This is a genomic window from Kitasatospora sp. NPDC093679, from assembly GCF_040683455.1.
Taxonomy (GTDB): domain Bacteria; phylum Actinomycetota; class Actinomycetes; order Streptomycetales; family Streptomycetaceae; genus Kitasatospora; species Kitasatospora arboriphila.
Window position 1 is genome coordinate 13,458 of sequence record NZ_JBFBDW010000056.1, and the last position, 26,656, is coordinate 40,113.

Consider the following 26,656-nt stretch of genomic DNA (forward strand, 5'->3'; position numbering starts at 1 on the left):
ACGAGGGGACTTCCGGTGAAGCAGGTCGTGCAGAACTACAAGAGCGGCGAGCTGGCGGTGCTCGACGTGCCGGTGCCGGGGTGCAAGCCCGGCGGTGTGCTGGTGCGCAGCGTCTTCTCGCTGATATCCACCGGAACCGAGCTCATGAAGGTGTCCGAGGCCGGCATGTCGATGCTGGGCAAGGCCCGTTCCCGTCCGGACCAGGTGGCCAAGGTCATGCAGAGCGTGGCCACCAACGGGCTGCCCGCCACCTACCGCAAGGTGATGGGCAAGCTGGACTCCTACACGCCGCTGGGCTACTCCCTGTGCGGGGTGGTCGAACAGGTCGGTGCCGGGATCGACGACGTGAAGGTCGGCGACCTGGTGGCCTGTGCCGGCAACGAGCACGCGCTGCACGCCGAGCTGAACTGGGTGCCGAGGAACCTCTACACGCCGGTTCCGGACGGCCTGGCGCCGCGGCACGCGGCCTTCGGCACCGTCGGCTCGATCGCCCTGCAGGGCGTGCGGCAGGGCGAACCGCAGCTCGGCGAGGTGGCGCTGGTCGTCGGCCTCGGGCTGATCGGCCAGCTGGTGGTGCAACTCCTCGCCGCCGCGGGGGTCCGCGTCGTCGGGGCCGACCCCGACCCGGTGCGCTGCGAGCTCGCCGAGCGCCTGGGTGCCGCGGCCGCCGGCGATCCCGGGTCCGCGGCCGTGGAGGCCGCCGTCGCCGAGCTCACCGGCGGTCACGGTGTGGACCAGGTGTACCTGGCCGCCGGCGGCGGCAGCAACCAGCCCGTCGAGCTGGCCGCCCGGTTGAGCCGGGACCGGGGCCGGGTCGTCGACATCGGCAAGTGCCGCCTCGACCTGCCGTGGAACGCGTACTACGAGAAGGAGCTCGACGTCCGGTTCTCCCGTTCGTACGGCCCCGGGCGCTACGACCCGGAGTACGAGCTGGAGGGGCGGGACTACCCGATCGGCTACGTGCGCTGGACGGAGCGCCGCAACCTGGCGTGCTTCCTCGACCTCGTGGCCCGCGGCCGCGTCGACGTGGAACCGCTGATCTCCCACGTCGCCGACTTCGACGACGCCGTCGAGACCTACCGGCGCCTGGAGGACGGCGAGTTGAAGGCCGTGGCGGTGCTGTTCCGCTACCCCGACGCCCCGGGCGACGGGACGGCGCAGGCCCCGGCGGTGGCGGTGCCCGCGGTGCGGCGCGGCGGCCCGGCACCCGCCCCGGTCCGGGCCTCCGGAACGCCGGTGCGGCTGGCGTTCGTCGGCGCGGGGAACTACGCGACGTCGATGCTGCTGCCGCACCTGGAACAGCGCGACGGCGTCGTGCTGTCCACGGTCGTCACCACGACGGCGCTGTCCGCGGCCAACGCGCAGCGGAAGTTCGGCTTCGCCCACGCGACCACCGATCTCGACGCCGTGCTCGGGGACCCTTCCGTCGACGCGGTGTTCGTGGTCACCCGGCACAGCTCGCACGCCGAACTGACCCGCAGGGCGCTGCTCGCCGGCAAGACGGTGTTCGTGGAGAAGCCGCTGGCCCTCACCGAGGACGAGCTGGCCGGCGTGCTCGCGGCGGTGGAGGAGTCCGGCAACGACCGGTTGCAGGTGGGCTTCAACCGCCGGTTCGCACCGCTGCTGCGCGAGGCCAGGAGCCGGTTCGGCGCCCGGACCGGTCCGGCGAGCCTGCGCTACCTGGTCAACGCGGGCCGGCTGCAGCACGGCAGCTGGTACCTCCGGCAGGACTCCGAGGGCTCGCGGTTCGTCGGCGAGGGCGGGCACTTCGTCGACACGGCGAGCTGGCTGCTGGACGCGGACCCGGTCTCGGTGTACGCGGTCGCCCCGGCCGGCAACGAGGACCTCCAGGTCGTGCTGCGCTACCCGGACGGCTCCACCGCCACCCTCAGCTACGTGACCTGCGGCGCGTCCGGCTTCCCCAAGGAGACGCTGGACCTCGTCGCGGACGGCAAGGTGCTGAAACTCGACGACTTCGTCCGCGCCTCGGTGCATTTCGAGAGCACGGCCGGCCGCAGGCGGTGGGTCAGCTCGCGGCTGCCGAAGGCCCGGGACAAGGGCCAGGCCGCCGAGCTGGCCGCGTTCGTCAAGGCCGTGCGGACCGGCGGGCCGATGCCGGTGCCGCTGGAGTCGCTGGTCGCCACCACGGCGGCCACCCTCGCCGTGCAGGCCGGCCTGGTCGGCGGCGCTCCGGTGACCCTGGCGAGGCCGCGATGACCATGGGCGCGGGCTGGTACCTGCGGCGGCTGTCCCGGATGGGACCGCAGGAGGTCGGCGGCCGGGTGGGCGACGCGGTGCGCAGGCGGCGGTGGCGGTCGGCACCGCCGGACTGTCCGCCCGTGACGGGCGCCCGGTTCACCGCCGTGCTGCCCGCCGGGGCCCTCGCCGCGGTACCGCCGGACGCCGCGAAGCGCCTCGTCGCCGAGGCGGACCGGTTGATGGACGGGCACGCGGAGTACTTCGGGGAGGTCCGGGACGACATGGCCGCCCCCGACTGGTGGCGCGACCCGAGGACCGGGCGGCGGGCGCCGTCCGGCTACGCCTTCGACGTGCCGTACCGGAGCGAGGACGCGGTCGGGGACATCAAGCAGATCTGGGAACCGTCCCGGCACCAGTACCTGACCGTGCTCGCCGCCGCCTACGCGGTCACGGGGAACGAGCGGTACGCCGAACGCGTGGCCGATCACCTGCGGTCGTGGTGGGCGGCCAACCCGCCGCTGCGCGGCGTGCACTGGATCAGCGGCATCGAGCTGGGCATCCGGTTGCTGTCCTGGGTGTGGGTGCGCCGGCTGCTCGACGGCTGGCCGGGCGCGGCCGGGCTGTTCGAGGACAATCCGGTGGCACTGCATCAGATCTGGCACCACCAGCGCTGGTTGGCCGCCTTCCCCAGCCGGGGGTCGTCGGCGAACAACCACGTCGTCGCCGAGACCGCCGGGCAGTTCGCCGCGGCCTGCGCGTTCGGGTGGTTCCCCTCCTCGACGCGTTGGCGGTCCGCCGCGCTGCGGTCGCTGGAGCGGCACCTGCGCGCCAACACCTTCCCCTCCGGCCTCAACCGCGAGCTGGCCACCGAGTACCACGGGCTCGTCCTGGAGCTCGGCCTGGCCGCGGTGGCCGAGGCGGACGCCGCGGCCGTGCCGGTCCCCGCGTCCGTCCGGCTCGTCCTGCTGCGGATGACCGACGCGCTCGCGGCCGTCGTGGACAACCGGTTGCGGCCCCCGCGCCAGGGCGACGCGGACGACGGGCACGGTCTGGTCCTGGACGGCGCGGGCACCGACCGCTGGGGCTCGCTGCTGGCCACCGGGGACGCCGTGTTCGGCCGGCTCGCCTGGTGGCCGGCGGTGACCGGCACCGATGTGCGCAGCACGCTGCTGGCCGCGCTCGTCCGGCCGTACGCGCGGAACGCCGGCGCCGGCACCGGCACCGGCGAATGCAGCGTGGCCCGCCCGGCCGACCGGCCGGCCCACTTCGCCGACGCGGGCATGACCGTCCTGCGCGGTCCCGGGGAGATCTGGTGCCGCTGCGACGGTGGTCCGCACGGATTCCTGTCCATCGCCGCACACGCCCACGCGGACGCGCTGTCCGTCGAGGTCCGGCAGGACGGGGTCGACGTGCTCGCCGACCCGGGGACGTTCTGCTACCACGGGCAGCCCGAGTGGCGGCGGTACTTCCGGTCGACCCTGGGCCACAACACCCTGCAGGTGGACGGCGGTGACCAGTCCGTCTCCGGCGGCCCGTTCCTGTGGACCCGGCACGCCCGCAGCCGCGTCCTGGTCGCGGACACCTCCGACGGGGGCGTGGCCCGCTGGAGTGCCGAGCACGACGGCTACCGGCCCGTGGTGCACCGCCGCCGGGTGGAGCTGACCGCCGCGACCCGGCAGCTGCGGATCGTCGACGAGGTGCGCGGAGGGCGCCGGGCCGTGCGCCTGGTGTTCCACCTCGGCCCGGCGATCACCGCGGACCTGACGGGGCACCGGGCGGTGCTGACCTGGACCCGGGACGGCGAGGACCGCTCCGCGGTGCTCGACCTGCCCGGGGAGCTGTCCTGGTCGGCTCACCGCGGCGAGACCGACCCGCCGCTGGGCTGGTACTCCGCCGGCTTCGGCCGCAAGGAACCCGCCACCACGCTGGTCGGCTCCGGCTTCGCCGACGGCACGCGAGGGTTCACCACCGTGCTCGGGTTCCGCGGCTAGGGGGGCGGGTGGGGATCACGAGGTGGCGCCGGGGGGCGTCGTCGGCGGCGGCGCCGGTGCTGACGCTGGCCCTGCTGGTGGCGACCGGCTGCACGAGCACGCCGGACGCCCCGGCGAAGGCGACCGCCACGCCGTCCGGGCCCGCGGCCGTGGCCGTGGCCCGGGTGTGCACCGAGCCCGCGGCCGGGCCGACGAGCGCACCGGCGGGCGCGGTGACGGTCGACCCGGCGGTGGTCGGTGATCTGGCCGCGAAGACCAGGAGCAACCCCCCGCACACCACGTTCTGGCTGCTCCCGGGCACGCACACGCTCGAACCGGACCGCTACGCCCAGGTCATGACCAAGGAGGGGGACACCTATCTCGGCGCGCCGGGCGCGGTGCTCGACGGCCGGAGGACCAACAACTACGCGTTCAGCGGCACCGCGCCCGGCGTGACCGTCCGCTACCTGACCGTGCAGGGTTTCGTCGCCCCGCACGACGAGGGCGTGGTCAACCACGACATGGCCGACGGGTGGGTGATCGAGCACGCGACGATCCAGCACAACTCCGGCGCCGGGCTGATGGCCGGTGCCCACCAGCAGGTCCGCGCCAACTGCCTGCGCGACAACGGCCAGTACGGAATGAACGCGTACAAGAGCGGCGGCTCCATCAAGGGCCTGCTGGTCGAGGGCAACGAGGTCGTGGGCAACAACACCGACGACTGGGAGCGGCGGCAGCCGGGCTGCGGCTGCACCGGAGGCATCAAGTTCTGGGCCGTCGACGGCGCCGACGTCCGCGGCAACTGGGTGCACGACAACCGCGGAGCCGGCTTGTGGGCGGACACCAACAACAACGACTTCCGCATCGAGGACAACGTGCTGGAGGCCAACGACGGTGCCGCGCTGGTGTACGAGGCCAGCTACAACGCGGTCGTCCGGAACAACACGATCCGGCACAACAACTGGGTCGAGGGCCGCAGGTCCGCCGACCGCGGTGACACCTTCCCCTATCCGACCGTCTACCTGTCCGAGTCCGGCGGCGAACCACGGATCCCGGCCCGCACCGACAAGATCGAGATCGACCGGAACGTGCTGGAGGACAACTGGTCCGGGATCACCCTGTGGGAGAACGCCGACCGGTTCTGCAACAGCCCGGCCAACACCTCGTCCGGTGACTGCACGCTGCTGGTGAAGGACACCGGCCGCTGTTCCCAGCCGGCGATCGCCAGCGCACCGCTCTACGCCGACTGCCGGTGGAAGACCCAGCGGGTGGACGTCCACGACAACCGCTTCACGCTGAACCCGTCCGTCGTCGGCTGCACGACGAAGTGCGGCCGGATGGCGGTGCTGGCGAACTACGGCACCTTCCCGGACTGGTCGCCGTACAAGGGCGAACCGGTGGCCGAGGCCATCACCGGCAAGCAGCAGAACCGCTGGCACGACAACACCTATGTCGGACCGTGGAGCTTCGTCGCCCACGACCCCAGCCGGACGCTCGACTTCGGGCAGTGGCAGGGCGCGCCGTACCGGCAGGACGCGGGCAGCACCCTCCGGCCGCGGACCGGTGGTTGAGATGGGACGGGACCGTACGCGCGACGGGACGCCGCACGGACCGGGCAGCGTGGGCACACGGCCCGGCGCCGCACCGCGCCCCGCCGGCCCGCCGAAGACCGTCGAGCTGATCTGGGGGCTGCTGATCCTCAACACGCTCGGCTCCGCCGGGGCGCGGACCATCGTCCCGCTCCCCCGCTCCCTCATCCAGACGGCCACCATGGGCGCGCTGGCCACCGCGTTCGCGCTGGCGCTCGTCCTCAACCTCCGGTTGCGCATCCGGGCCGGCGCCTTCCTGTTCCTGCTCACCCTGCTGCTGGTGCTGAGCGTGATCTCCAGCGCGAACCTGGAGTCCGGGTTCGGCGCGCTGTTCCGCTGCTTCCGGCTGGCGCTCTTCGTCAGCACGCTGTGGCTGCTCAGCCGCTGGTGGGACGGCAGCCCGACGTTCGTCCGGTTCCACATCCGGATGTACTTCGCGGTGCTCCTGTCGGTGGCCGCCGGACTGGTCGCCTCACCGGGCGCGGCCATGCCCGACCTCTACGGCGGACGGCTGGTCGGCGCGCTGTGGCCGCTCACCCCGCCGCAGATCGGACAGTACGCCGCGGTGATCATCGGGCTCACCGTGCTGCTCCTGCTGGACCGCCGGACCAGCGGGGCGAGCGCGGCGACGATCATCGTGCCCTCGCTCGTCCTGCTCGCGCTGACCCACACCCGGACGGCCACCCTCGGCCTGATCATCGGCCTGGCGCTGGCGATCGGCTCGCTCGTCATGACCAGCGCCGCCGCCCGCCGGTTCATCGGCTGGGCGGTGCTGCTGGCCACCGTGGTCGGGGTGGGCCTGAGCTCGCTGCTCCAGGCCTGGTTCCTGCGCGGCCAGAGCCAGGAGAACTTCTCCAACCTGACCGGCCGGGCCAAGGTCTGGGACGCCCTGCTGGCGGCACCCCGGACGACCACGGAGCAGGTGTTCGGGATGGGGCTGGGCGACAAGTCCTTCGGCGGGCTGCCGATCGACAACAGTTGGCTGGCCGTCTACAACGAACAGGGCCTGGCCGGGGTCGCCGTGGTGGCGGCGGTCTTCGTCGTGCTGGGTGGCGCGGCGCTGCTGCGGCCGCCGTCGCCGGAGCGGGCCGCCGCGATCTTCCTGATCAGCTACTGCGCGATCGCCTCGTACACCGAGGCCGGGCTGGGCGACGCCTCGCCCTACCTGCTGCACCTGACCGTGGCCGTCTCGCTGCTGGCGGCGCCGGCCGTGCCCGCCGCCCTTTCGACGCCTGCCGTCCCCCGGCAGCGCACCGCGCCCTCGGCCCAGCGAACGGAGCTCACCTGACATGCACGTCCTCGTGGTGCACAACCGCTACGCCTCGGCGCAGCCGAGCGGGGAGAACAAGGTCGTCGACCAGGAGGTGGAGCTGCTGCGCGAGGCCGGCCACCGGGTCGAAGTGTTCGAACGACGCAGCGACGACATCGCCACCCGGTCCCTGCCGGGCAAGGTGGCGGTGCCGCTGCTGGTGCCGTGGAACCCGGCGGTCCGCGCGGAGCTCGCCGCCAGGCTCCGCGCCGACCGGCCGGACGTGGTGCACGTCCACAACGTCTTCCCGCTCCTGTCGCCCGCGGTGCTGGCCGCCTGCGCCGACACCGGCGTTCCCGCCGTCGCCACGCTGCACAACTACACCCAGATCTGCCCGCCGGGCACGCTGCAGCGGGACGGCCGGCCGTGCACCGAGTGCGTCGGGGCCACGCCGCTGCCTGCCGTCCGGCACGGCTGCTACCGGAACTCCCGGCTGGCGACGGTGCCGCTCGCGGTCAGCCTGGCGGTCAACCGGCGGCGCTGGTGGTCCGGCGTGGAGCGGTTCCTCTGCATCTCCGCGGCGCAGCGCGACGTCCTGTCGCGGGCCGGCCTGCCGGCCGAACGGCTGGCGGTGAAGCACAACTTCGTGCCCGACCCGGGCTCCTGCCGAAGGGGCGACGGCGAGCACCTGCTCTACCTCGGCCGACTGGCGGAGGCCAAGGGCGTGCGGCTGCTGATGGCCGCGTGGGACGGGATCGCCGCGGACGGCGGGGTGGGCGTACCGCTCGTGGTCGCCGGCGCGGGGCCGCTGGAGCGGGAGGTGACCGCCTGGGCGGCGGGCCGGGACGACGTGCGGTACGTCGGCCTGTACGACCGGGACCGGTGCCGGCAGGCCGTCGCCCGGTCGGTCGCCGTGGTGGCCCCCTCGACGTGGCTGGAGGCGTTCGGCCTGGTGGTCGTGGAGGCGATGGCGGCCGGGGTCCCGGCCGTCGCCGCCGGTCACGGCGCCTTCGTCGAGCTCGTGCAGGACGGGGTGACCGGGCTGCTGCACCGGCCGGGCGACGCGGCCTCGCTCGCGTCCTGCCTTCGCCGGATCACGGCCGATCCGGCCGGCAACCGGCAGATGGGCCGCACGGCCCGGCACCGTTACGACCAGGCCTTCAGTCCGGCCGTCGGGCTGGAGCGCCTGGTGGAGGAGTACCGCACCGCCGTCGCGGGGCGGTCCGGCGGCGCGGACGGCGCGCCGCCGGTGGGGAACGGAAACGCTGGCTCGCGGCGGGGCACCCCGCGCGGGCGGGAATGGGGGCAGTAGATGACACGATGCCGACTCTGCGGCTCGACGGCGCTGGCGAGCGTCGTCGACCTGGGGGCGACCCCGCCGTGCGAGAGCTTCCTCGCCGCGGACGAACTGGACCGGCCGGAACCGACGTACCCGCTGCACCTGCGGGTCTGCACCGACTGCTGGCTCGCGCAAATCCCTCCGCTGATCACACCGGAGGAGACCTTCACCCAGTACGCGTACTTCTCCTCGTACTCGACCTCTTGGGTGGAGCACGCGCGCACCTTCGTCGCCGGGGCCGTCCCGCGGCTGGGCCTCGGCCCCGACTCCTTCGTGGTCGAGGTCGCGAGCAACGACGGGTACCTGCTCCGGCACGTGGTGGACCGCGGCATCCGCTGCCTCGGCATCGAACCGTCGGTGAACGTCGGCGCCGCGGCGCGGGAAGCGGGCGTTCCCACGCTCACGGAGTTCCTGGACCCGGCCACCGGCGCGGCCGTCCGCGCCGAGCACGGCCCGGCGGACCTGGTCGTCGCCAACAACGTGTACGCGCACATCCCCGACGTGGTCGGATTCACCCGGGGGCTGCGCGCCCTGGTCTCCGACGACGGCTGGGTCTCCGTCGAGGTGCAGCACCTGCTGACCCTGATCGAGGAGAACCAGTACGACACGATCTACCACGAGCACTTCCAGTACTACACGGTCGCGTCCGCGGCCCGGGCGCTGGAGAGCGGCGGACTCGCGCTCGTGGACGTCGAACTGCTGCCCACGCACGGCGGCTCCGTCCGGCTGTGGGCCCGGCCGGCCGGGGTGGCCGGCGAGCCGACCCGGCGGGTGGCCGACGTGCTGGACCGGGAGAAGGCCGCCGGGCTGCGGGAGCTGTCCGGGTACACCGAGTTCTCCGCCCGGGTGGCGAAGGTGCGCCGGGACCTCCTGCGCTTCCTCGTCGAGGCGGCCGAGCGCGGCGAGACGGTCGTCGGCTACGGCGCCCCGGGCAAGGGCAACACCCTGCTCAACCACTGCGGCATCCGGCCCGACCTGCTCCCGTACACGGTCGACCGCAACCCCTACAAGCACGGCAGGTTCACCCCGGGCACCCGCATCCCGATCCTGCCGCCCGAGCAGATCGCCACCGACCGGCCGGACTACGTCCTCGTCCTCCCGTGGAACCTGCGGGACGAGCTGGTCGAGCAGCTGTCCTTCGTGCACGCCTGGGGCGGCCGGCTGGTCTTCCCCGTTCCGGAACTCAGCATTGTCGAGGTCAAGCCGTGAAGGTCGTCCTGTTCTGCGGCGGTTACGGACTGCGGATGCGCAGCGGAGCCTCCGACGACGTGCCCAAGCCGATGGCGATGGTCGGGCCGCGGCCGCTGATCTGGCACGTGATGCGCTACTACGCGTACTTCGGGCACACCGAGTTCATCCTGTGCCTCGGCTACGGGGCCCACCACATCAAGGACTTCTTCCTCAACTACGAGGAGACGACCTCCAACGACTTCGTGCTGCGGGGCGGGCGGACCGAGTTGCTGTCCACCGACATCGCCTCCTGGACGATCACGTTCGCGCAGACCGGCATCGAGTCGCCGATCGGGGAGCGGCTGCGCCGGGTGCGCCACCACCTGGACGGCGACGAGATGTTCCTCGCCAACTACGCCGACGTGCTCACCGACGCCCCGCTGCCGGCGATGATCGACGCGTTCGCCCGGCGCGACGCCGGTGCGTCGATGATGGTGGTGCCGCCGCAGTCCTCGTTCCACTGCGTGGACCTGGGCGAGGACGGCCTGGTGGGGGGCATCACCGCGGTGAGCGACATGCCGCTGTGGGAGAACGGCGGCTACTTCGTGCTCCGCCAGGAGGTCTTCGACCACATCCCCGAGGACGGCGACCTGGTCGCCGACGGATGCGCCGGACTGGCCAAGCACGGCCGGCTGGTGGCCCACCGGCACCGCGGCTTCTGGAAGCCGACCGACACCGTGAAGGAACGGGCCGCGCTCGACGACGCCTACGCCCGGGGCGACCGCCCGTGGGCCGTCTGGGAACGGGACGGCGCGGGCGCGACCGGCAGCGACGACGACCTCGTGGCGAGGACCGGGTGATCCGGCTCGGCGCCGGGCGCCCGAGGAGGATCGTCGCGGTGGGGGCGCACTGCGACGACATCGCCATCGGCGCCGGCGGCACGCTGCTGACCATGTGCCTCGCGCGCCCGGGCCTCAGGGTCGACGCGCTGGTGCTCTCCGGCGGCGGCGGGGAGCGGGAGCTGGAGGAGCGGGACGCGCTCGACGCCTTCTGCCCGGACGCCGACCTGCGCCTGACGGTGCTCAAGCTGCCGGACGGCCGGCTGCCCGCGCACTGGGACGAGGCCAAGGCCTCGGTCGAGGAGCTGCGCAGGCGGACCGAGCCGGACCTGGTCCTCGCGCCGCGCACCGAGGACGCGCACCAGGACCACCGCACACTGGCACAGCTGGTGACCACCGCGTTCCGCGACCACCTCGTGCTCGGCTACGAGATCGTCAAGTGGGACGGCGACCTCGGCCGTCCGACGGCGTACCAGCCGCTGTCCCCGGCGATCGCCGAGGCGAAGGTGCGGCTGTTGCAGGAGCAGTACGCCTCGCAACGGCACCGGCCCTGGTACGACCGGGAGGCCTTCCTCGGGCTGGCCCGGATCCGCGGCATCGAATGCCACGCGCGCTACGCCGAGGCGTTCGCCGTCACCAAACTCGTTCTCGATCTGGAGGGATGAACCTTGCGCGTACTGCTGACCGGTCACCAGGGCTACCTCGGCACCGTGATGGCCCCGGTGCTCGCGGCTGCCGGACACGAGGTCGTGGGGCTGGACGCCGGCCTGTTCGCGGACTGCGTCCTCGGCCCGGCGCCCGCGGACCCGCCGGGGCACCGGGTGGACCTGCGCGACGTCACGGCCGACCACGTGGCCGGGGTGGACGCCGTGATCCACCTGGCCGCGCTGTCCAACGACCCGCTGGGCTCGCTGGCGCCGGACCTCACCTACGACATCAACCACCACGCCTCCGTCCGGCTGGCCCGGCTGGCCCGCGACGCCGGAGTGCGGCGCTTCCTGTACGCGTCGACCTGTTCGGTCTACGGTGCCGCCGGCGGCGACGGCCTGGTGACCGAGGACGCCCCGCTGCGCCCGGTGACGCCGTACGCGGAGTCCAAGGTGCGGGTGGAGGACGACCTGCACGCGCTGGCCGACGGCGACTTCAGCCCGGTGTACCTGCGCAACGCCACCGCCTTCGGCTACTCGCCCCGGCTGCGTGCCGACATCGTGCTGAACAACCTGGTGGGCCACGCGCTCCTGTCCGGCGAGGTGCTGGTGCTCTCCGACGGCACCCCCTGGCGGCCGCTGGTGCACGCCGCCGACATCGCGCGGGCCTTCGCGGCCGCGCTGGACGCGCCGCGGGAGGCGGTGCACGACAGGGCGTTCAACATCGGCAGCGAGACCAACAACGTCACCGTCGGCGAGATCGCCGGACAGGTCGCCGAGGCGGTGTCCGGTGCGAAGGTGGTGATCACCGGGGAGAACGGCGCCGACCCGCGGTCCTACCGGGTGGACTTCTCCCGGTTCCGCGCCGCACTGCCCGGCTTCGACTGCGAGTGGACGGTGAAGCGGGGCGCGCTCGAACTCACCGACGCCTACCGGCAGTTCGGGCTGACCCGGGACGGCTTCGAACGACGCTTCACCCGACTGGCCGTGCTGCGGGCGGCGTCCGACGCCGGCGCCGTCGACGACACCCTGCGGTGGCGCCGATGACCACGGTGGGCGACCGGATGCACGCGCTGGTGGAGCGGCTGTACCCGATCTGCCGGAGCATCACCGGCGACGGCGTGCGCGCCACCCTGGACGTCGTCGGCGAGTACGTCCCGCTGCAGGTGCACGAGGTGCCGACCGGGACGCGGGTGCTCGACTGGACGGTGCCGCAGGAGTGGAACATCCGGGACGCGTACATCGCGGACACCGCCGGCCACCGGGTCGTCGACTTCGCCGCGTCCAGCCTGCACGTGCTGGGCTACAGCGTCCCGGTGGCGGCGACCATGCCGTTGTCCGAGCTGCGCGGACACCTGCACACCCTGCCCGACCACCCGTCCTGGGTGCCGTACCGCACCAGCTACTACACGCCGCAATGGGGCTTCTGCCTGGCCCAGGAGACCTTGGACGCGCTGCCGGACGGCGAGTACGAGGTGCGCATCGACTCCACGCTCGCGGACGGCCACCTCACCTACGCCGAGCACGTCGTCCCCGGGCAGGTCACCGACGAGGTGATCGTCTCCTGCCACGTCTGCCACCCGTCGCTGGCCAACGACAACCTGGCGGGCGTCGCGGTGGCGACGTTCCTGGCGCGGGAGCTGGCGGAGCGGACGCCGTACTACACCTACCGGTTCGTCTTCGCGCCCGGCACCATCGGGGCGATCACCTGGCTGGCCCGCAACGCGGAGCGGGTGGAACGGGTCAAGCACGGGCTGGTGCTGGCCTGCGCCGGCGACCGGGGCCGGCTGACGTACAAGCAGAGCAGGCGCGGCGACGCGGAGATCGACCGGGTGCTGCGGCACGTCCTGCGCACGTCCGGACGGCCTCACCACGTCACCGGGTTCACGCCGTACGGCTACGACGAGCGGCAGTACTGCTCGCCCGGGTTCGACCTCGGCGTCGGCTCGCTCAGCCGGACCCCGTACGCCGGGTACCCCGAGTACCACACCTCGGCGGACAACCCGGACTTCGTCTCGCCGGAGGCGATGGCGGACACCCTCGCGGTCTGCCGCGAGGCGTTCGCCGTCCTCGACCGCAACCGGCGGTACCTCAACCTCAGCCCGTACGGCGAACCGCAGCTGGGCCGGCGCGGGTTGTACGACTCGCTCGGCGGCCGCAGCGACGCCGAGCAGGCACAGCTGGCCATGCTCTGGGTGCTCAGCCTCTCCGACGGCGAGCACGGTCTGCTGGACGTCGCCGAGCGGTCCGGGCTGCCGTTCGACGCCGTCGCCGCCGCGGCCGACGCCCTGTGCGGCGCCGGGCTGGTCGGCGAGCCGAAGGGCGCGCCGGTGCCGAGAGCGACGAGCGAGGAAGCGAGCGCAGCGAGCGCGGGAGCGTGGGGGCACCTCCCGGCCGCCGGGCCGGGGGAGAGCGTCGGCACCGGGGCAGGAGCGCCCGGAGGCGACCGAGGAAGCAAGGCATGACGCCGATGGCCACCGAGGCGGCGAAGGCGACGGCACCGGCCGGGTCCGCCAAGCGGGCCCTCGTCGGCCGGCTGTCCTGGGGGCTGGCCGACCAGGCGGCCTCCAGCATGTCCAACTTCGTGGTGGGCATCTACGTGGCCCGCTCCCTGGGGGTGACCGCGTTCGGCGTGTTCGGCCTCGCCTGGGTGACGTACGGCGTGGTGCTCAACGTCTCCCGCGGGCTGGCCACCGATCCGCTCGTGGTGCGCTTCAGCGGTGTGCCGGAGGCGTCCTGGCGCGGGGCGGTGGCCCGGTCCACGGGCACCGCGCTCGGCGTCGGCGCGGTTCTCGGCGCGGTGTGCCTGCTGGTCGGGCTCGGTCTCGGTGACCGGGTGGGGCCCGCGTTCGCCTGCCTCGGCGTCGTGCTGCCCGGGCTGCTGCTGCAGGATGCCTGGCGGTTCTCGTTCTTCGCCGCCGGCGCCGGGCGGAAGGCGTTCGTCAACGACCTCGTCTGGGGCGTCGCGCTCGTCCCGGCCATGGTCGTGGCGGCCCGCGTGGGCAGCGTGGCCGCGTTCGTGCTCGCGTGGGGCGCGTCCGGCGCGGTGGCCGCCGCGTACGGCTGCCTCCAGTCCGGCATCCGGCCGAGGACGGCCGGGGCCCGCGGGTGGCTCCGCGAGCAGCGCGATCTCGGCTACCGCTACCTGGTGGAGAACGTCAGCCTCAGCGGCGCGAGCCAGCTGCGGGCGTACGGGCTCGGCGCGATCGCCGGGGTCGGCGCGGTCGGTGCGGTGCGGGGCGCCGAGCTGCTGCTCGGCCCGTTCCTCGCCGTCCTGATGGGGCTGTCGCTGGTCACCGTCCCGGAGGCGGCACGGGTGCTGCGGCAGGCCCCGCAGCGGCTGGGCGCGTTCTGCCTCCTGCTGGGCGGCGGGCAGGCCGCCGCCGCGCTGTTCTGGGGCGGGGCGCTGCTGCCGGTGCCGGACCGGCTCGGCGAGCTGGTGCTCGGTGACGTCTGGCAGTCCGCCTCGCAGCTCATCGTGCCGCTCACCCTCGGTGTCGCGGGCGCCGGCCTCGGCACCGGCGCGGCGGCCGGGCTGCGCGCGCTCGGCGCGGCCCGGCGCAGCCTGCGCTGCCAGCTGTTCGCCTCCGCCTGCTACGTCGGCGGCGGGCTCGGCGGGGCGGCCGTGGCCGGCGCGGCCGGCTCGGCCTGGGGCGTCGCCGCCGCCACCGTCGGCAGCTCGGCCGTGTGGTGGCTGCAGCTGCGGTCCGCCCTCCGCGAGCACGGCCGGAACCCGATCCCCGAAGTGAGGACCTCATGACCGCCCGACCCAGGCTGAGCATCGGCCTGCCCGTGTACAACGGCGAGGAGTACCTGGCCGAATCGCTCGACGCCCTGCTCGGCCAGACCTACGAGGACTTCGAGCTGATCGTCTCCGACAACGCCTCGACCGACGGGACCGAGGAGATCTGCCGCACGTACGCCGCGAGGGACTCGCGCATCCGGTACCTGCGGCTGCACCGGAACATCGGCGCCACACCGAACCACAACCTCGTGTTCGCCCGGTCCCGCGGCGAGCTGTTCAAGTGGGCCTCGCACGACGACCTGTACGGCCGGGACCTGCTGCTGCGCTGCGTGGAGGCGCTGGACGAGCGGCCCGAGGTGATCCTCGCGCACACCGACCAGGCCGTCATCGACGGCGCCGGCCAGGTGACGGTCCCCTACGAGTACGGGCTCGCCACCGCCTCGCCGCACGCACCGGAGCGCTTCCGCAGCATGCTGTTCGAGCCCGGCGGCGACGACTTCTACGGGGTGCTGCGGGCCGACGTGCTGCGCCGGGTGAGACCGATGGACAGCTACCACCACGCCGACCGCACGTTCGTCGCCGAGATCGCCCTGCACGGGCCCTTCCACCAGGTGCCGGAGCTGCTGTACTTCCGCCGCGACCACCCCACCCGCGCCGAGCGGGCGAACCCCTCCAAACGCTCCCGGTGCGTCAACCTGGACCCGCGCCGGGCGGGCCCGCTGCACCCGACGCCCCGGCTGCTCGCCGAGTACGTCTGGGGCTTCGTCTCGGCCGTCCGACGGGCGCCGCTGTCCTCGGCCGACCGGCGGGCGTGCTACCGCCACCTGGCCGCGTGGCTGAGCAGCCGGACCCGGCCGGGCGCCGGCGAGCGGGTCGAGGACCGCGCCCCGGTCGACCCGGCCCTGCTCACCGTCTCCGTCGACGCCCTGGTGGCCGGCCGCGAGGGGAGGCAGCCGTGACGTCGGCGGACCGAAAGCCGGTGCGGGTCGGGGTGTTCGGCCTGCTCGGCTCCGGCAACCTCGGCAACGACGGATCCTTGGAGGCCTTGCTCGGCTATCTGCGCGCCGCACACCCGGAGGCGGTCGTCGACGCGATGTGCGGCGGCCCCGAGGCCGTCACGGGCCGGTACGGGATCCCCGCCACCCGGCTGCACTGGTACCGGGGCGAGTACCGGACCGCGTCACGGGTGGGATCGATCGCGGCGAAGGGCCTGGGCAAGCTCGTCGACGCCGCCCGCACCGCCGCCTGGGTGCGCCGGCACGACGTGGTGGTCGTGCCGGGCATGGGCGTCCTGGAGGCCACGCTGCCACTGCGGCCGTGGGGCTTCCCGTACGCGCTGTTCCTGCTCTGCGCGGCCGGCCGGCTGTTCGGCACCCGGGTGGCGCTGGTCTGCGTCGGCGCCGACGCGATCGGCAGCCGGCCCACCCGGACCCTGGTGCGCTGGTCGGCGCGGCTCGCCGCCTACCGGTCGTACCGGGACGCGCCGTCCCGCGAGGCGATGCGGGCGATGGGCGTGGACACCGGGCGGGACGAGGTCTACCCGGACCTCGCCTTCTCCCTGCCGACGCCGCCGTCGGGCGTGCCCGATGGTCCACCGGGCCCGGTCTGCGTCGGCGTCATGGCCTTCCACGGCGGGAACGACGACCGCGCCCGGGCGGAGGAGATCCACCGGCGCTACCTCGACGGGACGACCCGCTTCGTCCGCGCACTGGTCGAGGACGGCAGACGGGTCCGGCTGCTCATGGGCGACGACGTCGACCGGCCGGTGGTCGCCGCGATCCTCGGCGCGGTGGACTCGCCGCTGGTCACCGCCGCCTCGCCGGCCTCACTGGCCGACCTGATGAGGGAGACGGCCGCCGCCGACACCGTGGTGGCGACCCGCTACCACAACCTGATCTGCGCGCTGAAGGTCGGCACGCCGACGCTCGCCCTCAGCTACGCGGCGAAGAGCGAGGCGCTGATGGCCCGGATGGGGCTGGGCGAGTACTGCCACCCGGCCCGGGAGGTCGACGCCGACCGCCTGCTCGAGCGGTTCCGGGCGCTGGAGAAGCAGTCGCCGGAGCTGCGGCGGACCATCGCCGAGCGGAACCTGGCCGCCCGCCGGGAGCTCGACCGGCAGTTCAGGGCCTTGACGGCGGCCCTCTTCCCGACGGCAGGCCACACCCCCGCCCGCTCCGACGCCCATGACCGCAACCGTGCCCGCGCACACGACCGCACCCACGACCACGCCCCGCAGGAGGCTCCGTGAAGGCGACCGAAGTCCCGGCGATCGCCGGCGCATACCTGTTCGAACCGACGCCGTACGCGGACGAGCGCGGCTTCTTCTGCCGCACGTTCGACGCCGAGGTCGTCCGCTCGGTCGGCCTCGACCCGAACGCCTTCGTCCAGCACAGCGTGTCCCGCTCGGTCCGCGGTGTGCTGCGCGGCCTGCACCTGCGCTCCGGCGCCGGCGAGGCCAAGCTGGTGCGCTGCTCGTACGGGAAGGTCTTCGATGTCGTCGTGGACCTGCGGCCAAACTCGCCGACCCGCCTCGGCCGGGCCTTCTTCGAGCTGAGCGGCGAGACGCAGGTGAGCGTGTACATCCCGGCGGGGTGCGCCCACGGGTTCCAGGCGCTGACCGACACCGCCGACGTCTCGTACCGGATCGACCGCCCGCACGATCCGGCCGAGGACGTGACGATCGCCTTCGACGACCCGGAACTCGCCATCCCCTGGCCGCTGCCGGCGGTGTCGGTGTCCGAGCGGGACCGGAAGGCGCCGAGCCTGGCCGAGGTCCTGCGGCACGAGGGGCGGCCGGCGTGACCACCCAGGACACCCGAGACACCCGGGACGCCCGAGACGTCCGAGTCCCGCAGGACGCCGACGAGTTCAGCCTGCCCCGGTCGCGGAGGGCGAACGAGAGGCTGCACGCGCTCGTCCCCGGGGGCGCCCACACCTACGCCAAGGGCGACGACCAGTACCCCGAGCACCTGGCCCCGGTCATCAGCCACGGCCGCGGCGCCCACGTGTGGGACGTCGACGGCAACCGCTACGTCGAGTACGGCTCCGGCCTGCGGTCGGTCAGCCTCGGCCACGCCCACCCCCGGGTGGTCGAGGCGGTGCGGCGGGAACTCGACCGCGGCAGCAACTTCGTCCGGCCGTCCGTCGTGGAGGTCGAGGCCGCGGAACGCTTCCTGGCCACGGTGCCGACCGCCGAGATGGTGAAGTTCGCGAAGAACGGCTCCGACGTCACCACGGCCGCGGTACGACTGGCCCGTGCCGTCACCGGGCGGACGCGGGTGGCCGTCTGCGGCGACCACCCGTTCTTCTCCGTCGACGACTGGTTCATCGGCACCACGCCGATGTCCGCCGGAATCCCCGCCGCGACCACCGAGCTCACCGTGGCGTTCCCCTACGCGGACCTGGCCGCCACGGAGGAACTGCTCACCCGGTACCGGGACGAGGTCGCCTGCCTGGTCCTCGAACCCGCCGGCCACACCGAGCCGCCGCCCGGGTACCTCGCCGGCCTGCGTGAGCTGGCCGACCGGCACGGCTGCGTCCTGGTCTTCGACGAGATGATCACCGGCTTCCGCTGGTCCGAGGCGGGCGCCCAGAGCCTGTACGGCGTCGTCCCCGACCTCTCGACGTTCGGCAAGGCGCTGGGCAACGGGTTCGCCGTCTCCGCGCTGGCGGGGCGCCGGGACCTGATGGAGCGCGGCGGGCTGCGCCACTCCGGCGACCGGGTGTTCCTGCTGTCCACCACGCACGGTGCGGAAACGCACTCGCTGGCCGCCGCGATGGCCGTGCAGACCACCTACGTCGAGGAGGGCATCACCGCTCGGCTGCACGCCCTCGGCAAACGGCTGGCCGCCGGTGTCCGCGAGGCCGCCGCCTGCACGGGCGTCGGCGACCACCTCGTCCTCCGGGGCCGGGACAGCAACCTGGTCTTCGCCACCCTCGACGAGGACGGGCGGCCGTCGCAGCAGTACCGCACCCTGTTCCTGCGCCAGCTCCTCGCGGGCGGAGTGCTGGCCCCGTCGTTTGTGGTGAGCAGCGCGCTCGGCGACGCCGACATCGACCACACCGTCGACGTGGTGGCCCGGGCGTGTGCCGTGTACCGGAAGGCGCTGGACGCCGCTGATCCCACCCCCTGGCTCGGCGGGCGGCCGGTGAAGCAGGTGTTCCGCCGCTTGGTGTGACGTCATGTCGGGTGATGTCGCATCACGTGGCATCACCCGGCATGACGTCGGCGGTGCTCCCGCCGGCCGACGTCGGCCATCCGGTCGACCAGCCACGCGGTCGCCGGTACCACCGCCAGCGCGGTGCACCAGCCGCCGAGGACGTCGGTCGGGTAGTGCGCGCCCAGGGCGACCTGCGCCCAGCCCATGGCGGCACCGGCGACCAGCCCCGCGGCGAGCACGAGCAAGGTGCCGGCCGTCGTGCCGGAGCCGAGCCCGTCCCGGCCTCGGTGGCGGGTCGCGAGCATCGCCACCGCGAGGGCGAGCGCGGTGGCGAAGGCGGTGTGCCCGCTCGGGTAGGACAGGTGCCCGCCGTGGATGGTACGTCCCACCAGGTGCTTGAGCAGCGTCGTCGTCCCCACCGCGATGCCGACGCCGGCAACGACGAACACCGCTGCGCGAGGACGCCGAAGCAGCAGGCAGCCCGTCACCGCGGCCACGACCAGCGTCGCGGCTCCCGCCGGCTCCCCCGAGGCGTCCACGGCCAACGCGACGTACCGCCACGACGGCCCCGCACCGTCCACCACCGCCCGGATCCGCGCGTCCACCGTGCCGGGCCCGCCCTCGTCGGCATACCGGATCCCGAGCACGGCGACCAGCAACGCGGCGAAGGCCGCCGTCAGCCCGAGCCCCACGCGCAACGACGGGGGCAGCACCACGGGTGCCGGCCGGCCGATCACACGCCCACCGCGTCCGGTCGACCTGCGGGCACGACGGCGAGGCGATGCCTCCGGACGATTCCGGTGCCCGCGGGCCCGGGCCCGCCAGCACCTGCGGGCAACGTCAGCACCGCAGCTCGCGCCGGCGGCTCGGACGTCGGGCACCGGTCGCCGACCGCTGTTCCGATGTCCGCTCGGGCTCCACCTCGGCAGGCATGGGCCGAGTATGTCAGCGACCCCCCTGCGCCGGCAGCCGTTCACGAGGAACAGCCCCACCCGGATCGAGTCGGACGTCGGCGCGTGGCACCGCCGCAGCGGTGGCCCTGGTCGGCGACGGGATCCGGCGCACCGCCCGCTACGCGGGGGTCCCCCAGAAGTACAACGCCACCGTCAGCCGGGCCTGGGTCGAACTGGTGGGCCACCACGCCGACCGGTCGGACACCGCGGACTTCGACGCCTTCACCGACGAGCATCCCGCACTGCTCGACAAGAAGCTGCTGACCCGCTTCTACCGGCCCTCGACACTGGCGAGCACCCCCGCCAGGACCGGCTGGGTCGAACCCGACCTCGCCCCCTTCCCCCGGCACACCGACAGCTGAGCGCGGGTCCACGGTCGGTCCGCTTCGCGCGGTGCGGCCGAACCCGTTCCTGCGCCCGGGGTTTCACCACCGATGCAGGTCCACCCGGGCGCCGGGGCCCATCGCCGAGTGCTACCGAACGAACGGAAGCAGCGACCACCGGCATCGCCCGGCGTGGACCGGTCGCACCGATCGGCGCAGCACGGTGACCTGCTGCCACAGTGCGGTCAGCGGGTCGGACGGCAGGGGACGGATGCGTTGGCCGCGGCCAGCGGTTTGCCTGCGTGGTCGGCCGCGGCGACGACGGGGTCGATCAGCGATCGCGCCTCGGCTGTCCGATCGCCCGTCAGGCCACCCCGACGCGCCCCAGCGCGTGCTCGGCGGCCGCGTAGCGGGCGGCCTGCCACAGCTCGGGCTGCGCGGCGCCCCACACGCCCGTCGTCGATCGCACCGTCCGGGGGCTGACGTTGTAGAAGGTCGCGAGCGTGACCTGCCACGGGACCGCGCCCATCGGTGCCGAGCGGAACGCGAAGTAGGCCGCTGCGCGGTCGGTCACGCCGAGCTCGGCGGCCTGCCGGGCGGATTCCGGAACGAGGTGGATGAACCGGTGGGCCGCGTTGACGGCGAGACCGATCTCGCGGACGGCGGTGATGTCCATGTGTGGCTCCCAGTTCGGGGGTTCGGAGGTGGAAGTCGGCCCCGCCCGGCCGGGGGTGTGGCCGGACATCTCGGAACGCGCCGGGTTCGCACCCGCGCACACCACGGTGCAGCCGGGACCCCGCGGCTTCCGGGAGGGCACGCAGGCGGGGCCGCTCCCCCGCGCTGCCCGGGGAGCTGGGGGGTTCTGCACGGGCCCGGACGTTGCCGGGGCCACGAGATCGTGATCCTGCAGCGCCCGGCAAGGCGACCTTCGGAGAGTGCGCGTCGCTCGACCACCAGACAGGGCTTCGTCGCCACTTGTGTGGGACGGGTTCCGGGAACCGCTCCGGACCCGGCCCGGCCTCGACGATCCCTGTCGATCCTGCTCCCGGAGAGGACCATTCGTGGGATCCGCGGGGTGTTCGGGCTTGAGCGCTGCTCGACTAGGATCCCGAGATGACCGATCTTTGGGAGCAGGACCTGACGGCGGCGTTCTCCGTGCTGCTCGGCAGGCCGGCGGACAGCTTCGACCCCGAAGCCACGTACGCCCTGTACTACATCAACAGTGCAGTCGACGATCAATGGTTGTGGGGAACGCTCGATGACCCCGATTCACTGAGGCGGACGTGGAGGCCGGGCGACGACGGCGGCCGGCCGGCCCTGCTGCAGATCTGTCTCGCCCTCGACTGGAGCCTGGACATCGCCCGGTCCGTCTTCGACTTCGATTTCACCGAGGAATCGGCTCTCTCGCGGGCGTTCGGCGCTCGGCCCGATTCCAACCTTGTCGCCGAGGCATGCCGCACGGTCACCGGCAGCGAGTTGGCCACCGCGCTTGCCGAGCACGGCCTGGGGTTGGCCGACATCGTGTCCGGCGTCGAGGACGGCACGTTCACCGTCGGCGTGTCCTTCCGCGTCGTCACCGACGGCACCCTCCGGGACGCGTTGCTGACCGCGATCCGCGGGAAGCAGGGCCCCGATCGGCTGCGACCCGCCCCCGAGGAAAAGGCGGTCCTCGGGCTGGCATCGGCCCTGTTCGACGGCGAGCGGGAACTGTCGCCCGAGGCGGCGACCGAGCGGGACCGCCTCCTCTCCCCCATCGGTGATCCCCGGCTTCGTGCGCACGTCTGGTCTCCGTACCTGGACCGGCCGTGGGATCGGCCCGGCATCTCCTCCGGAGGACCCGACCAGCCTGGCACCGCCCGCGTCGCGGCGTGGGATCTGGCCTACTTCGGCGAAGTCCGACTCGCCGTCACGCAGACGGAGAGGGCGCTCGCAGGGCAGTAGCCCGCTGCCGTTCTGGACGACCCGCCGGCCGCGGTGCGCCGCGTGAGGCATCAGCGACGACCGTCCGGGCCGCGAACGGGGCGTAGGAACCCGCCCGTTCGAGCGCGGTGCCGGGGACGAGCGCCACGTGCACGGCGACCGGCCGTGTGTGGGCCCGGCCCACGCCCTCGTAGCGCTGTCAGTGCAGGCAGCTGTAGGCGGCCATCACGATTTCCATGCCGCGGTTGTCCTCCTGCCGGACCCGGTCGATCATCCGGTTCATGACGTAGGCCACCGTCATGCGTGAGCCGGGATCGCTCACGACCAGGGAGCCGCCCCAGCCGCCCCAGCCGAAGGTGTTGCCGAACTTGCCGAAGCCCACCGTCCAGGACATCGGCGTCCCCAGCACGCGATCGTCACCGCAGAACACTTCCTGCCACGCGGGCTCGCAACCCCGGGGTGACAGCAGTCGCACGCCGCCGACGGAACCCCGGTTCGCCAGTACCGACTGGACGAGGGCGACGGAGCGGGCATTGCCGAAGCCGTTCACTGCAGGGATCTGCGCACGGCGCCAGGCGATGGAGTTGACGTCCTTGACCCGGATCACGGCGCCGGTGTTCTCCTGGCGGGTGCCATCCCGTCCGGGCGGTGCGCCGGCAGCGTACTCGTCGCTCAGTGAGGGCGGCGGGATGAGCGCTGCGATGCGGTGGTCGTGGTCGGCGGAGAGTCCGATGTGGAAATCCGCGCCGAGCGGTCCGGCCACCTCTTCGGCGAAGAAGTCTCCAAGACTGCAGCCGGTGATGCGTCGGACGACCTCGCCCACGAGGAAGCCGAAGGTGAGCGCGTGATAGCCGGCGGCCGTTCCCGGCTCCCATGCGGGTGCCTGCGCGGCCAGTCCTGCGGTCACGCGCTCCCGGTCGTAGAGTTCCTCGACCGCGGTCAGCCCGGACAGGTCCGGCAGGCCCGCGGTGTGCGACAGCACATGCCGCACCAGCACGTTCTCCTTACCGGCCACGGCGAACTCGGGCCAGTAGGCGGCGACCGGCGCGGAGAGATCGAGCTCGCCCCGGTCGGCCAGAATCAGCGCGCACAGGGCAGTCATGTTCTTGGTCGTCGAGTTCACGCCGGTGAGGGTGTCGCGCTCCCACCTCACGGAGCGGTCCGCATCGGCGTACCCGCCCCAGATGTCGACCACCTGCTCGCCGTCGAGGTAGACGGCTGCCGATGCACCGACGTCGTCCTTGCCGAGCAAAGCGGCAAGGGCCGCCCGGACTGCGTCGAACCGCGGCTCGCAGAATCCCTTGACATCACTCATGGCGTAAGCCTCGGGCAACGCCAGGTCTGCCTGCCCGACAATTCCCGCACTGGTTTTGTCGGGCGGGGCGCGGCCGGATCTTCTTTACTGAAGCAAGGCGACCGGACTGCGCCCGGGGAGCCGCTCCTGTCCCCGCCTCGCGGTCGGCCGACGGCCGACTCCGGTTCGGGCTTGGATGCCGGGCGCTGCGGCTGCGTGCGACCGGGCGGCAGGGCGAGGCGTTCCTGCGGTGGAGGTACGAGAAGGATGGACGGACAGGCGTGCTGGAGCGGCTGAATCAGGCGCTGGACCACTTGGAGGCCTGTCTCGACCGGGAGATCGACATGGCCGAGGTGGCCCGGATCGCCGCGGTGTCGGAGTACCACTTCCGGCGGCTGTTCTCCGCGCTCGCCGGGATGCCGCTCCCGGTCTACGTGCGCCGCCGACGGATGACCCTCGCCGGGGCCGAGGTGCTGGCCGGGGAGCTGACACTGCTCGACATCGCGGTGCGGTACGGGTACGGCTCGGGCGAGGCCTTCACCCGGGCGTTCCGATCGGTGCACGACATCGGGCCGGGCGAGGCCCGGCGTACCGGTGCAGTGCTCACGGCACAGCCGCGCATGTCCTTCCGGGTCGTCGTCGAAGGCAGGGCGAGCATGCGGTACCGGATCGTGGAGAAGGAGTCGTTTCGGGTCGTCGGCAGGAAGGCGCGGGTCCCGCTCGTCCACGATGGGGTCAACGCGGCCGCCGCGGCGCACCTGGAAGGCCTGGACGAGCGTGCGGTCGTACGGATGAAGGAACTGGTCGGCCAGGAACCGGAGGGGATCCTGTCAGCGGCGGTGTACCTGACCGACAGCCGCGAAGAGGGCGCCGAGGCGGACTACTGGATCGGCGTGGTGACCGGTCCCGAGGCGGTCGCCGGGGAACTCGACTCCCTCGACGTGCCGGCCGGGACCTGGGCCGTCTTCGACAACCACGGGCCCTATCCGAGCGCCCTCCAGGAGCTGTGGCGAGACGTCTTCACCCAGTGGTTCCCTTCGAACCCGTACACGAGCCGGACCGGTCCGGAGCTCCTGCGGACGCGGCCGGTGGAGATCGGCGCGGAAACCGACTCCCAGCTGTGGATCCCGGTCGAGCGCGGCCGCGGGAGTGCCGGGGTGTGAACACCGGTACCGCTGGTACCCGTCCCCGGAGGTCCGGCTCGGACGTCGGCCGCAAGGCAGCGGTCAGGGTCTCGTCATCGCGAACGCAACTGCGCGCTGCCGGCCGTTCGTTCGGCCGCGGACCTGACCGGGTGCGGACCGCCCCTGCGGATCGGCCACGTCGGGGCGAGAGCCAAGGGTTCATCACGACCGAGCACCCCGGCTGCACCCGGCCCTGCCCTCGTCGACGGGGCTCGGTCCGTCGTCCCTGCAAAGGTGTCGTACGAGCTGCTCGTGGGCGGACCGCCGCCCGGCAGCAGCCGGAAGGCCAGCAAGGCCCCGCCCCCCGGACAGCGCGTTTGAGGGCCGACCCGGGGAATCCACCGTGTTCCACCGGTCGAGCACGGCCCGCCGACCACGCCGTGCAGACGGTCCGGAACCGCGACCGGCCGGGCGCGCGGCACTCGGTTCTCGGCCGGCCCCGACCGGCTCGGGTTCGCGTCAGGCCCGACGGGACGGACCCGGGCGGGCGGCCTCGATGCCGCCCAGGATGAGGTCGATGCCGGCCAGGAACTGCTCCCGGTCGTCGTGCTCGGGCAACTGCGCCGCCACTCGGGTCGCCCACCGTGAGGCGGGAGGCATCGTCCACACCTACGTCGAGCTGAACCGTCCGGCCGAGTGGATCGCCGCCATCGACTTCACCGACACCGCGGCCGCGAGCGCCCGCGTCGCGGCCGAGTTCGACGGATGGGCGCCGCACCTCACCGCGCTGATCACCGACGGCACGACCGCCCCGGTGGCACGCATGATCCACACCCTCCCGGACGGACACCGCTGGGACCGGGTGCCCGGCGTGACGCTGCTCGGCGACGCCGCGCACCTGATGCCGCCGTCCGGCGACGGCGCCAACCTGGCGATGTTCGACGGTGCCGAACTCGGCAAGGCCATCGCCCGGTACCCCGACGACGTCGAAGCGGCGCTCGCCGCCTACGAGAAGGAGCTCTTCGCGCGCAGCGATGCCTTCTACGCGGACGCCCACGAGATTCTTGACCTCTGCCTCGGCGAGCGCGCGCCGCAGAGCCTGGTCGACTTCCTCGGCCGGCACCCCGAGGGACAGGACGAGGCGGTGGCACGGTCCGGATGGTGACCGCCGCGTCCGGGCGACCGGCGGCGACGGGGCTGGTCCTCACCGGGTGAACCGGTGGGAGGTCGACCCGGCGCACCGGGAGGTGGCCCGTGCCTTCGCGGACCGGGACCCGCTCGACCGGGCCGTGCGGCCCCTCGACATCCGCGGTGGTCGCGGCCATCCACCCGCAGGTCTGGGAGGACGGTGCCGGACACCACGGTCGGCGGGGCGCAGCGGCGCGGCATCGGCCACCGGCCGAGTTCGACCGGCACGCTCCCACCCACAGCGATGGGGCGCAGCCCCGGACCACACCATTCGGCCGCTCCCTTCTCCTCGCCGTACGGAACGATCAGGAGGACCCGGAGCCGGCTCGGCCGGCGCGGACACACCCGGCGGCACCGACGGGTTGCACCTTGCCGCGGACGGCCGTTGCCGCCCCTCGGCCTTCGTGCTCACCGTCGACCGGGCCGCCGATGCGCCCGCCTTCGCCGCGGTGGTGGCCCGCCTGCGTGTTCCCCGACCGCTCGGACGGCCCCGCACCAGGCCGTTCGTGGTCCTGGCTCCCGAGGACAGCACTCTCACTGACTCGGCGTGGCACCGGGATTCGAGGTGGTCGCCCGGGACGTCGTCGAGGTCGGCGGAGAGGTCCTCGGCGAGGACGAGCGGGTGGGCGTGGGCGTGGGCGTGGGGGTCGTGTGGTGCGTGGGCGTGGGGGCCGGGGTCGTGTGGCCGGTGGGCCTCGAGGTCGCGGTCGGGGCCGGGGTCGACGTCGGGGTCTCGGACTCGGTGGGGGACTCCGCGGGGGTGGCCGGCGAGGACGAGGCCGCCGGCGGCACCTCCACGTTGCCGTCCGACCCCTGGGTGGCGACCGCGACGCCGACGGCGATGGCCGCCACCACGAGCCCGGCCAGGAGGGCGACGTAGCGGGGTTTTCGCCACCAGGGCGGCCCCGGCTCGTCGCCGGATTCGCCGATCACCGTCCGCGGGGGCT

At 73.5% G+C, this 26,656-nt stretch carries 21 protein-coding genes and 4 pseudogenes; 21 read left to right on the forward strand and 4 right to left on the reverse strand.

The window, feature by feature from the left end:
• The first annotated feature begins 15 nt into the window (after window positions 1–15).
• The 15 genes and pseudogenes from AB0O09_RS31970 to AB0O09_RS32040 all read left to right on the forward strand — a co-directional run bounded on the left by AB0O09_RS31970 (window position 16) and on the right by AB0O09_RS32040 (window position 18,925).
• Complete coding sequence (locus tag AB0O09_RS31970) at window positions 16–2,217, forward strand: bi-domain-containing oxidoreductase (protein ID WP_363547843.1); 2,202 nt, start codon at window positions 16–18, stop codon at window positions 2,215–2,217.
• Entirely contained in the window at window positions 2,214–4,190 is a 1,977-nt protein-coding gene (locus AB0O09_RS31975) for an alginate lyase family protein (RefSeq protein WP_363547846.1), read from the forward strand. The genes AB0O09_RS31970 and AB0O09_RS31975 overlap by 4 nt, the downstream gene beginning before the upstream one ends.
• Window positions 4,191–4,204: 14 nt before the next feature.
• Window positions 4,205–5,740, forward strand: a complete 1,536-nt coding sequence (locus AB0O09_RS31980; protein ID WP_363547918.1) for a right-handed parallel beta-helix repeat-containing protein — start codon at window positions 4,205–4,207, stop codon at window positions 5,738–5,740.
• A 1-nt stretch (window position 5,741) separates the two neighbouring features.
• Window positions 5,742–7,046: an O-antigen ligase domain-containing protein gene (locus AB0O09_RS31985; RefSeq protein WP_363547849.1), complete on the forward strand. Its 1,305-nt coding sequence runs from the start codon at window positions 5,742–5,744 to the stop codon at window positions 7,044–7,046.
• A gap of 1 nt (window position 7,047) precedes the next feature.
• On the forward strand, window positions 7,048–8,319 hold the full coding sequence (locus AB0O09_RS31990; RefSeq protein ID WP_363547851.1) for a glycosyltransferase: 1,272 nt from the start codon (window positions 7,048–7,050) through the stop codon (window positions 8,317–8,319).
• Window positions 8,320–9,555: a class I SAM-dependent methyltransferase gene (locus tag AB0O09_RS31995; protein ID WP_363547853.1), complete on the forward strand. Its 1,236-nt coding sequence runs from the start codon at window positions 8,320–8,322 to the stop codon at window positions 9,553–9,555.
• Window positions 9,552–10,376 carry a glucose-1-phosphate cytidylyltransferase gene (locus tag AB0O09_RS32000; RefSeq protein WP_363547855.1) on the forward strand — a complete coding sequence of 275 codons (825 nt, stop codon included), beginning with the start codon at window positions 9,552–9,554 and terminating at the stop codon, window positions 10,374–10,376. Before AB0O09_RS31995 ends, AB0O09_RS32000 begins: the two co-directional genes overlap by 4 nt.
• Window positions 10,373–11,020 (forward strand): PIG-L deacetylase family protein, encoded by a 648-nt coding sequence (locus tag AB0O09_RS32005; RefSeq protein ID WP_363547858.1) that lies wholly within the window; start codon window positions 10,373–10,375, stop codon window positions 11,018–11,020. The genes AB0O09_RS32000 and AB0O09_RS32005 overlap by 4 nt, the downstream gene beginning before the upstream one ends.
• 3 nt (window positions 11,021–11,023) lie before the next feature.
• Entirely contained in the window at window positions 11,024–12,049 is a 1,026-nt protein-coding gene (locus tag AB0O09_RS32010; RefSeq protein ID WP_363547860.1) for an SDR family oxidoreductase, read from the forward strand.
• Window positions 12,037–13,311 (forward strand): annotated as a pseudogene (locus AB0O09_RS32015) (DUF4910 domain-containing protein); the annotation flags it as partial. The gene AB0O09_RS32010 and the pseudogene AB0O09_RS32015, both read left to right, overlap by 13 nt.
• Before the next feature lie 152 nt (window positions 13,312–13,463).
• Window positions 13,464–14,762 (forward strand): hypothetical protein, encoded by a 1,299-nt coding sequence (locus AB0O09_RS32020; protein ID WP_363547863.1) that lies wholly within the window; start codon window positions 13,464–13,466, stop codon window positions 14,760–14,762.
• On the forward strand, window positions 14,759–15,706 hold the full coding sequence (locus AB0O09_RS32025; protein ID WP_363547866.1) for a glycosyltransferase family 2 protein: 948 nt from the start codon (window positions 14,759–14,761) through the stop codon (window positions 15,704–15,706). Before AB0O09_RS32020 ends, AB0O09_RS32025 begins: the two co-directional genes overlap by 4 nt.
• Window positions 15,703–16,995: a polysaccharide pyruvyl transferase family protein gene (locus tag AB0O09_RS32030; RefSeq protein ID WP_363547869.1), complete on the forward strand. Its 1,293-nt coding sequence runs from the start codon at window positions 15,703–15,705 to the stop codon at window positions 16,993–16,995. The genes AB0O09_RS32025 and AB0O09_RS32030 overlap by 4 nt, the downstream gene beginning before the upstream one ends.
• Window positions 16,992–17,549, forward strand: a complete 558-nt coding sequence (locus tag AB0O09_RS32035) for a dTDP-4-dehydrorhamnose 3,5-epimerase family protein (protein WP_363547871.1) — start codon at window positions 16,992–16,994, stop codon at window positions 17,547–17,549. The genes AB0O09_RS32030 and AB0O09_RS32035 overlap by 4 nt, the downstream gene beginning before the upstream one ends.
• 71 nt (window positions 17,550–17,620) lie before the next feature.
• Window positions 17,621–18,925, forward strand: coding sequence for a glutamate-1-semialdehyde 2,1-aminomutase (locus AB0O09_RS32040; protein ID WP_363547921.1), 1,305 nt, complete (start codon window positions 17,621–17,623; stop codon window positions 18,923–18,925).
• Between the two features lie 32 nt (window positions 18,926–18,957).
• Here AB0O09_RS32040 and AB0O09_RS32045 read toward each other — a convergent pair whose 3' ends face one another.
• Window positions 18,958–19,644 (reverse strand): phosphatase PAP2 family protein, encoded by a 687-nt coding sequence (locus AB0O09_RS32045; RefSeq protein WP_363547873.1) that lies wholly within the window; start codon window positions 19,642–19,644, stop codon window positions 18,958–18,960.
• Between the two features lie 296 nt (window positions 19,645–19,940).
• On the opposite strand from AB0O09_RS32045, the gene AB0O09_RS32050 reads away from it, so the two are divergent.
• A complete protein-coding gene (locus AB0O09_RS32050; protein WP_363547875.1) occupies window positions 19,941–20,222 on the forward strand; it encodes a hypothetical protein in 282 nt (93 codons plus the stop codon).
• Window positions 20,223–20,547: 325 nt separating this feature from the next.
• On the opposite strand, the gene AB0O09_RS32055 is transcribed toward AB0O09_RS32050, so the two are convergent.
• The gene (locus AB0O09_RS32055) at window positions 20,548–20,859 is read right to left on the reverse strand and encodes a hypothetical protein (protein WP_363547878.1); all 312 of its coding nucleotides are present in this window, start codon (window positions 20,857–20,859) and stop codon (window positions 20,548–20,550) included.
• A 437-nt stretch (window positions 20,860–21,296) separates the two neighbouring features.
• On the opposite strand from AB0O09_RS32055, the gene AB0O09_RS32060 reads away from it, so the two are divergent.
• Complete coding sequence (locus tag AB0O09_RS32060) at window positions 21,297–22,124, forward strand: hypothetical protein (protein ID WP_363547880.1); 828 nt, start codon at window positions 21,297–21,299, stop codon at window positions 22,122–22,124.
• Between the two features lie 178 nt (window positions 22,125–22,302).
• Here the strand turns inward: AB0O09_RS32060 and AB0O09_RS32065 are convergent, their stop codons facing one another.
• Window positions 22,303–23,418, reverse strand: a complete 1,116-nt coding sequence (locus AB0O09_RS32065) for a serine hydrolase domain-containing protein (protein WP_363547882.1) — start codon at window positions 23,416–23,418, stop codon at window positions 22,303–22,305.
• A 260-nt stretch (window positions 23,419–23,678) separates the two neighbouring features.
• On the opposite strand from AB0O09_RS32065, the gene AB0O09_RS32070 reads away from it, so the two are divergent.
• The gene (locus AB0O09_RS32070; protein ID WP_363547884.1) at window positions 23,679–24,560 is read left to right on the forward strand and encodes an AraC family transcriptional regulator; all 882 of its coding nucleotides are present in this window, start codon (window positions 23,679–23,681) and stop codon (window positions 24,558–24,560) included.
• A 480-nt stretch (window positions 24,561–25,040) separates the two neighbouring features.
• Here the strand turns inward: AB0O09_RS32070 and AB0O09_RS32075 are convergent.
• Window positions 25,041–25,154 (reverse strand): annotated as a pseudogene (locus tag AB0O09_RS32075) (TetR/AcrR family transcriptional regulator); the annotation flags it as partial.
• 1 nt (window position 25,155) lies between these two features.
• On the opposite strand from AB0O09_RS32075, the pseudogene AB0O09_RS32080 reads away from it, so the two are divergent.
• The 3 genes and pseudogenes from AB0O09_RS32080 to AB0O09_RS32090 all read left to right on the forward strand — a co-directional run.
• A pseudogene (locus tag AB0O09_RS32080) lies at window positions 25,156–25,686 on the forward strand (FAD-dependent monooxygenase); the annotation flags it as partial.
• Between the two features lie 385 nt (window positions 25,687–26,071).
• A pseudogene (locus AB0O09_RS32085) lies at window positions 26,072–26,227 on the forward strand (IS5/IS1182 family transposase); the annotation flags it as partial.
• A gap of 29 nt (window positions 26,228–26,256) precedes the next feature.
• Window positions 26,257–26,589 carry a hypothetical protein gene (locus AB0O09_RS32090; RefSeq protein WP_363547887.1) on the forward strand — a complete coding sequence of 111 codons (333 nt, stop codon included), beginning with the start codon at window positions 26,257–26,259 and terminating at the stop codon, window positions 26,587–26,589.
• Window positions 26,590–26,656 lie beyond the last annotated feature (67 nt).

What these genes read in the sequence shown, in the direction of transcription:
- AB0O09_RS31995 (WP_363547853.1), top strand. Translation starts at nt 8,320, where the DNA reads ATGACACGATGCCGACTCTGCGGCTCGACGGCGCTGGCGAGCGTCGTC.
- AB0O09_RS32060 (WP_363547880.1), top strand. Translation starts at nt 21,297, where the DNA reads ATGACCGATCTTTGGGAGCAGGACCTGACGGCGGCGTTCTCCGTGCTG.
- AB0O09_RS32020 (WP_363547863.1), top strand. Translation starts at nt 13,464, where the DNA reads ATGACGCCGATGGCCACCGAGGCGGCGAAGGCGACGGCACCGGCCGGG.
- AB0O09_RS31985 (WP_363547849.1), top strand. Translation starts at nt 5,742, where the DNA reads ATGGGACGGGACCGTACGCGCGACGGGACGCCGCACGGACCGGGCAGC.
- AB0O09_RS32025 (WP_363547866.1), top strand. Translation starts at nt 14,759, where the DNA reads ATGACCGCCCGACCCAGGCTGAGCATCGGCCTGCCCGTGTACAACGGC.
- AB0O09_RS32065 (WP_363547882.1), bottom strand. Translation starts at nt 23,418, where the DNA reads ATGAGTGATGTCAAGGGATTCTGCGAGCCGCGGTTCGACGCAGTCCGG.
- AB0O09_RS31975 (WP_363547846.1), top strand. Translation starts at nt 2,214, where the DNA reads ATGACCATGGGCGCGGGCTGGTACCTGCGGCGGCTGTCCCGGATGGGA.
- AB0O09_RS31990 (WP_363547851.1), top strand. Translation starts at nt 7,048, where the DNA reads ATGCACGTCCTCGTGGTGCACAACCGCTACGCCTCGGCGCAGCCGAGC.
- AB0O09_RS32055 (WP_363547878.1), bottom strand. Translation starts at nt 20,859, where the DNA reads ATGGACATCACCGCCGTCCGCGAGATCGGTCTCGCCGTCAACGCGGCC.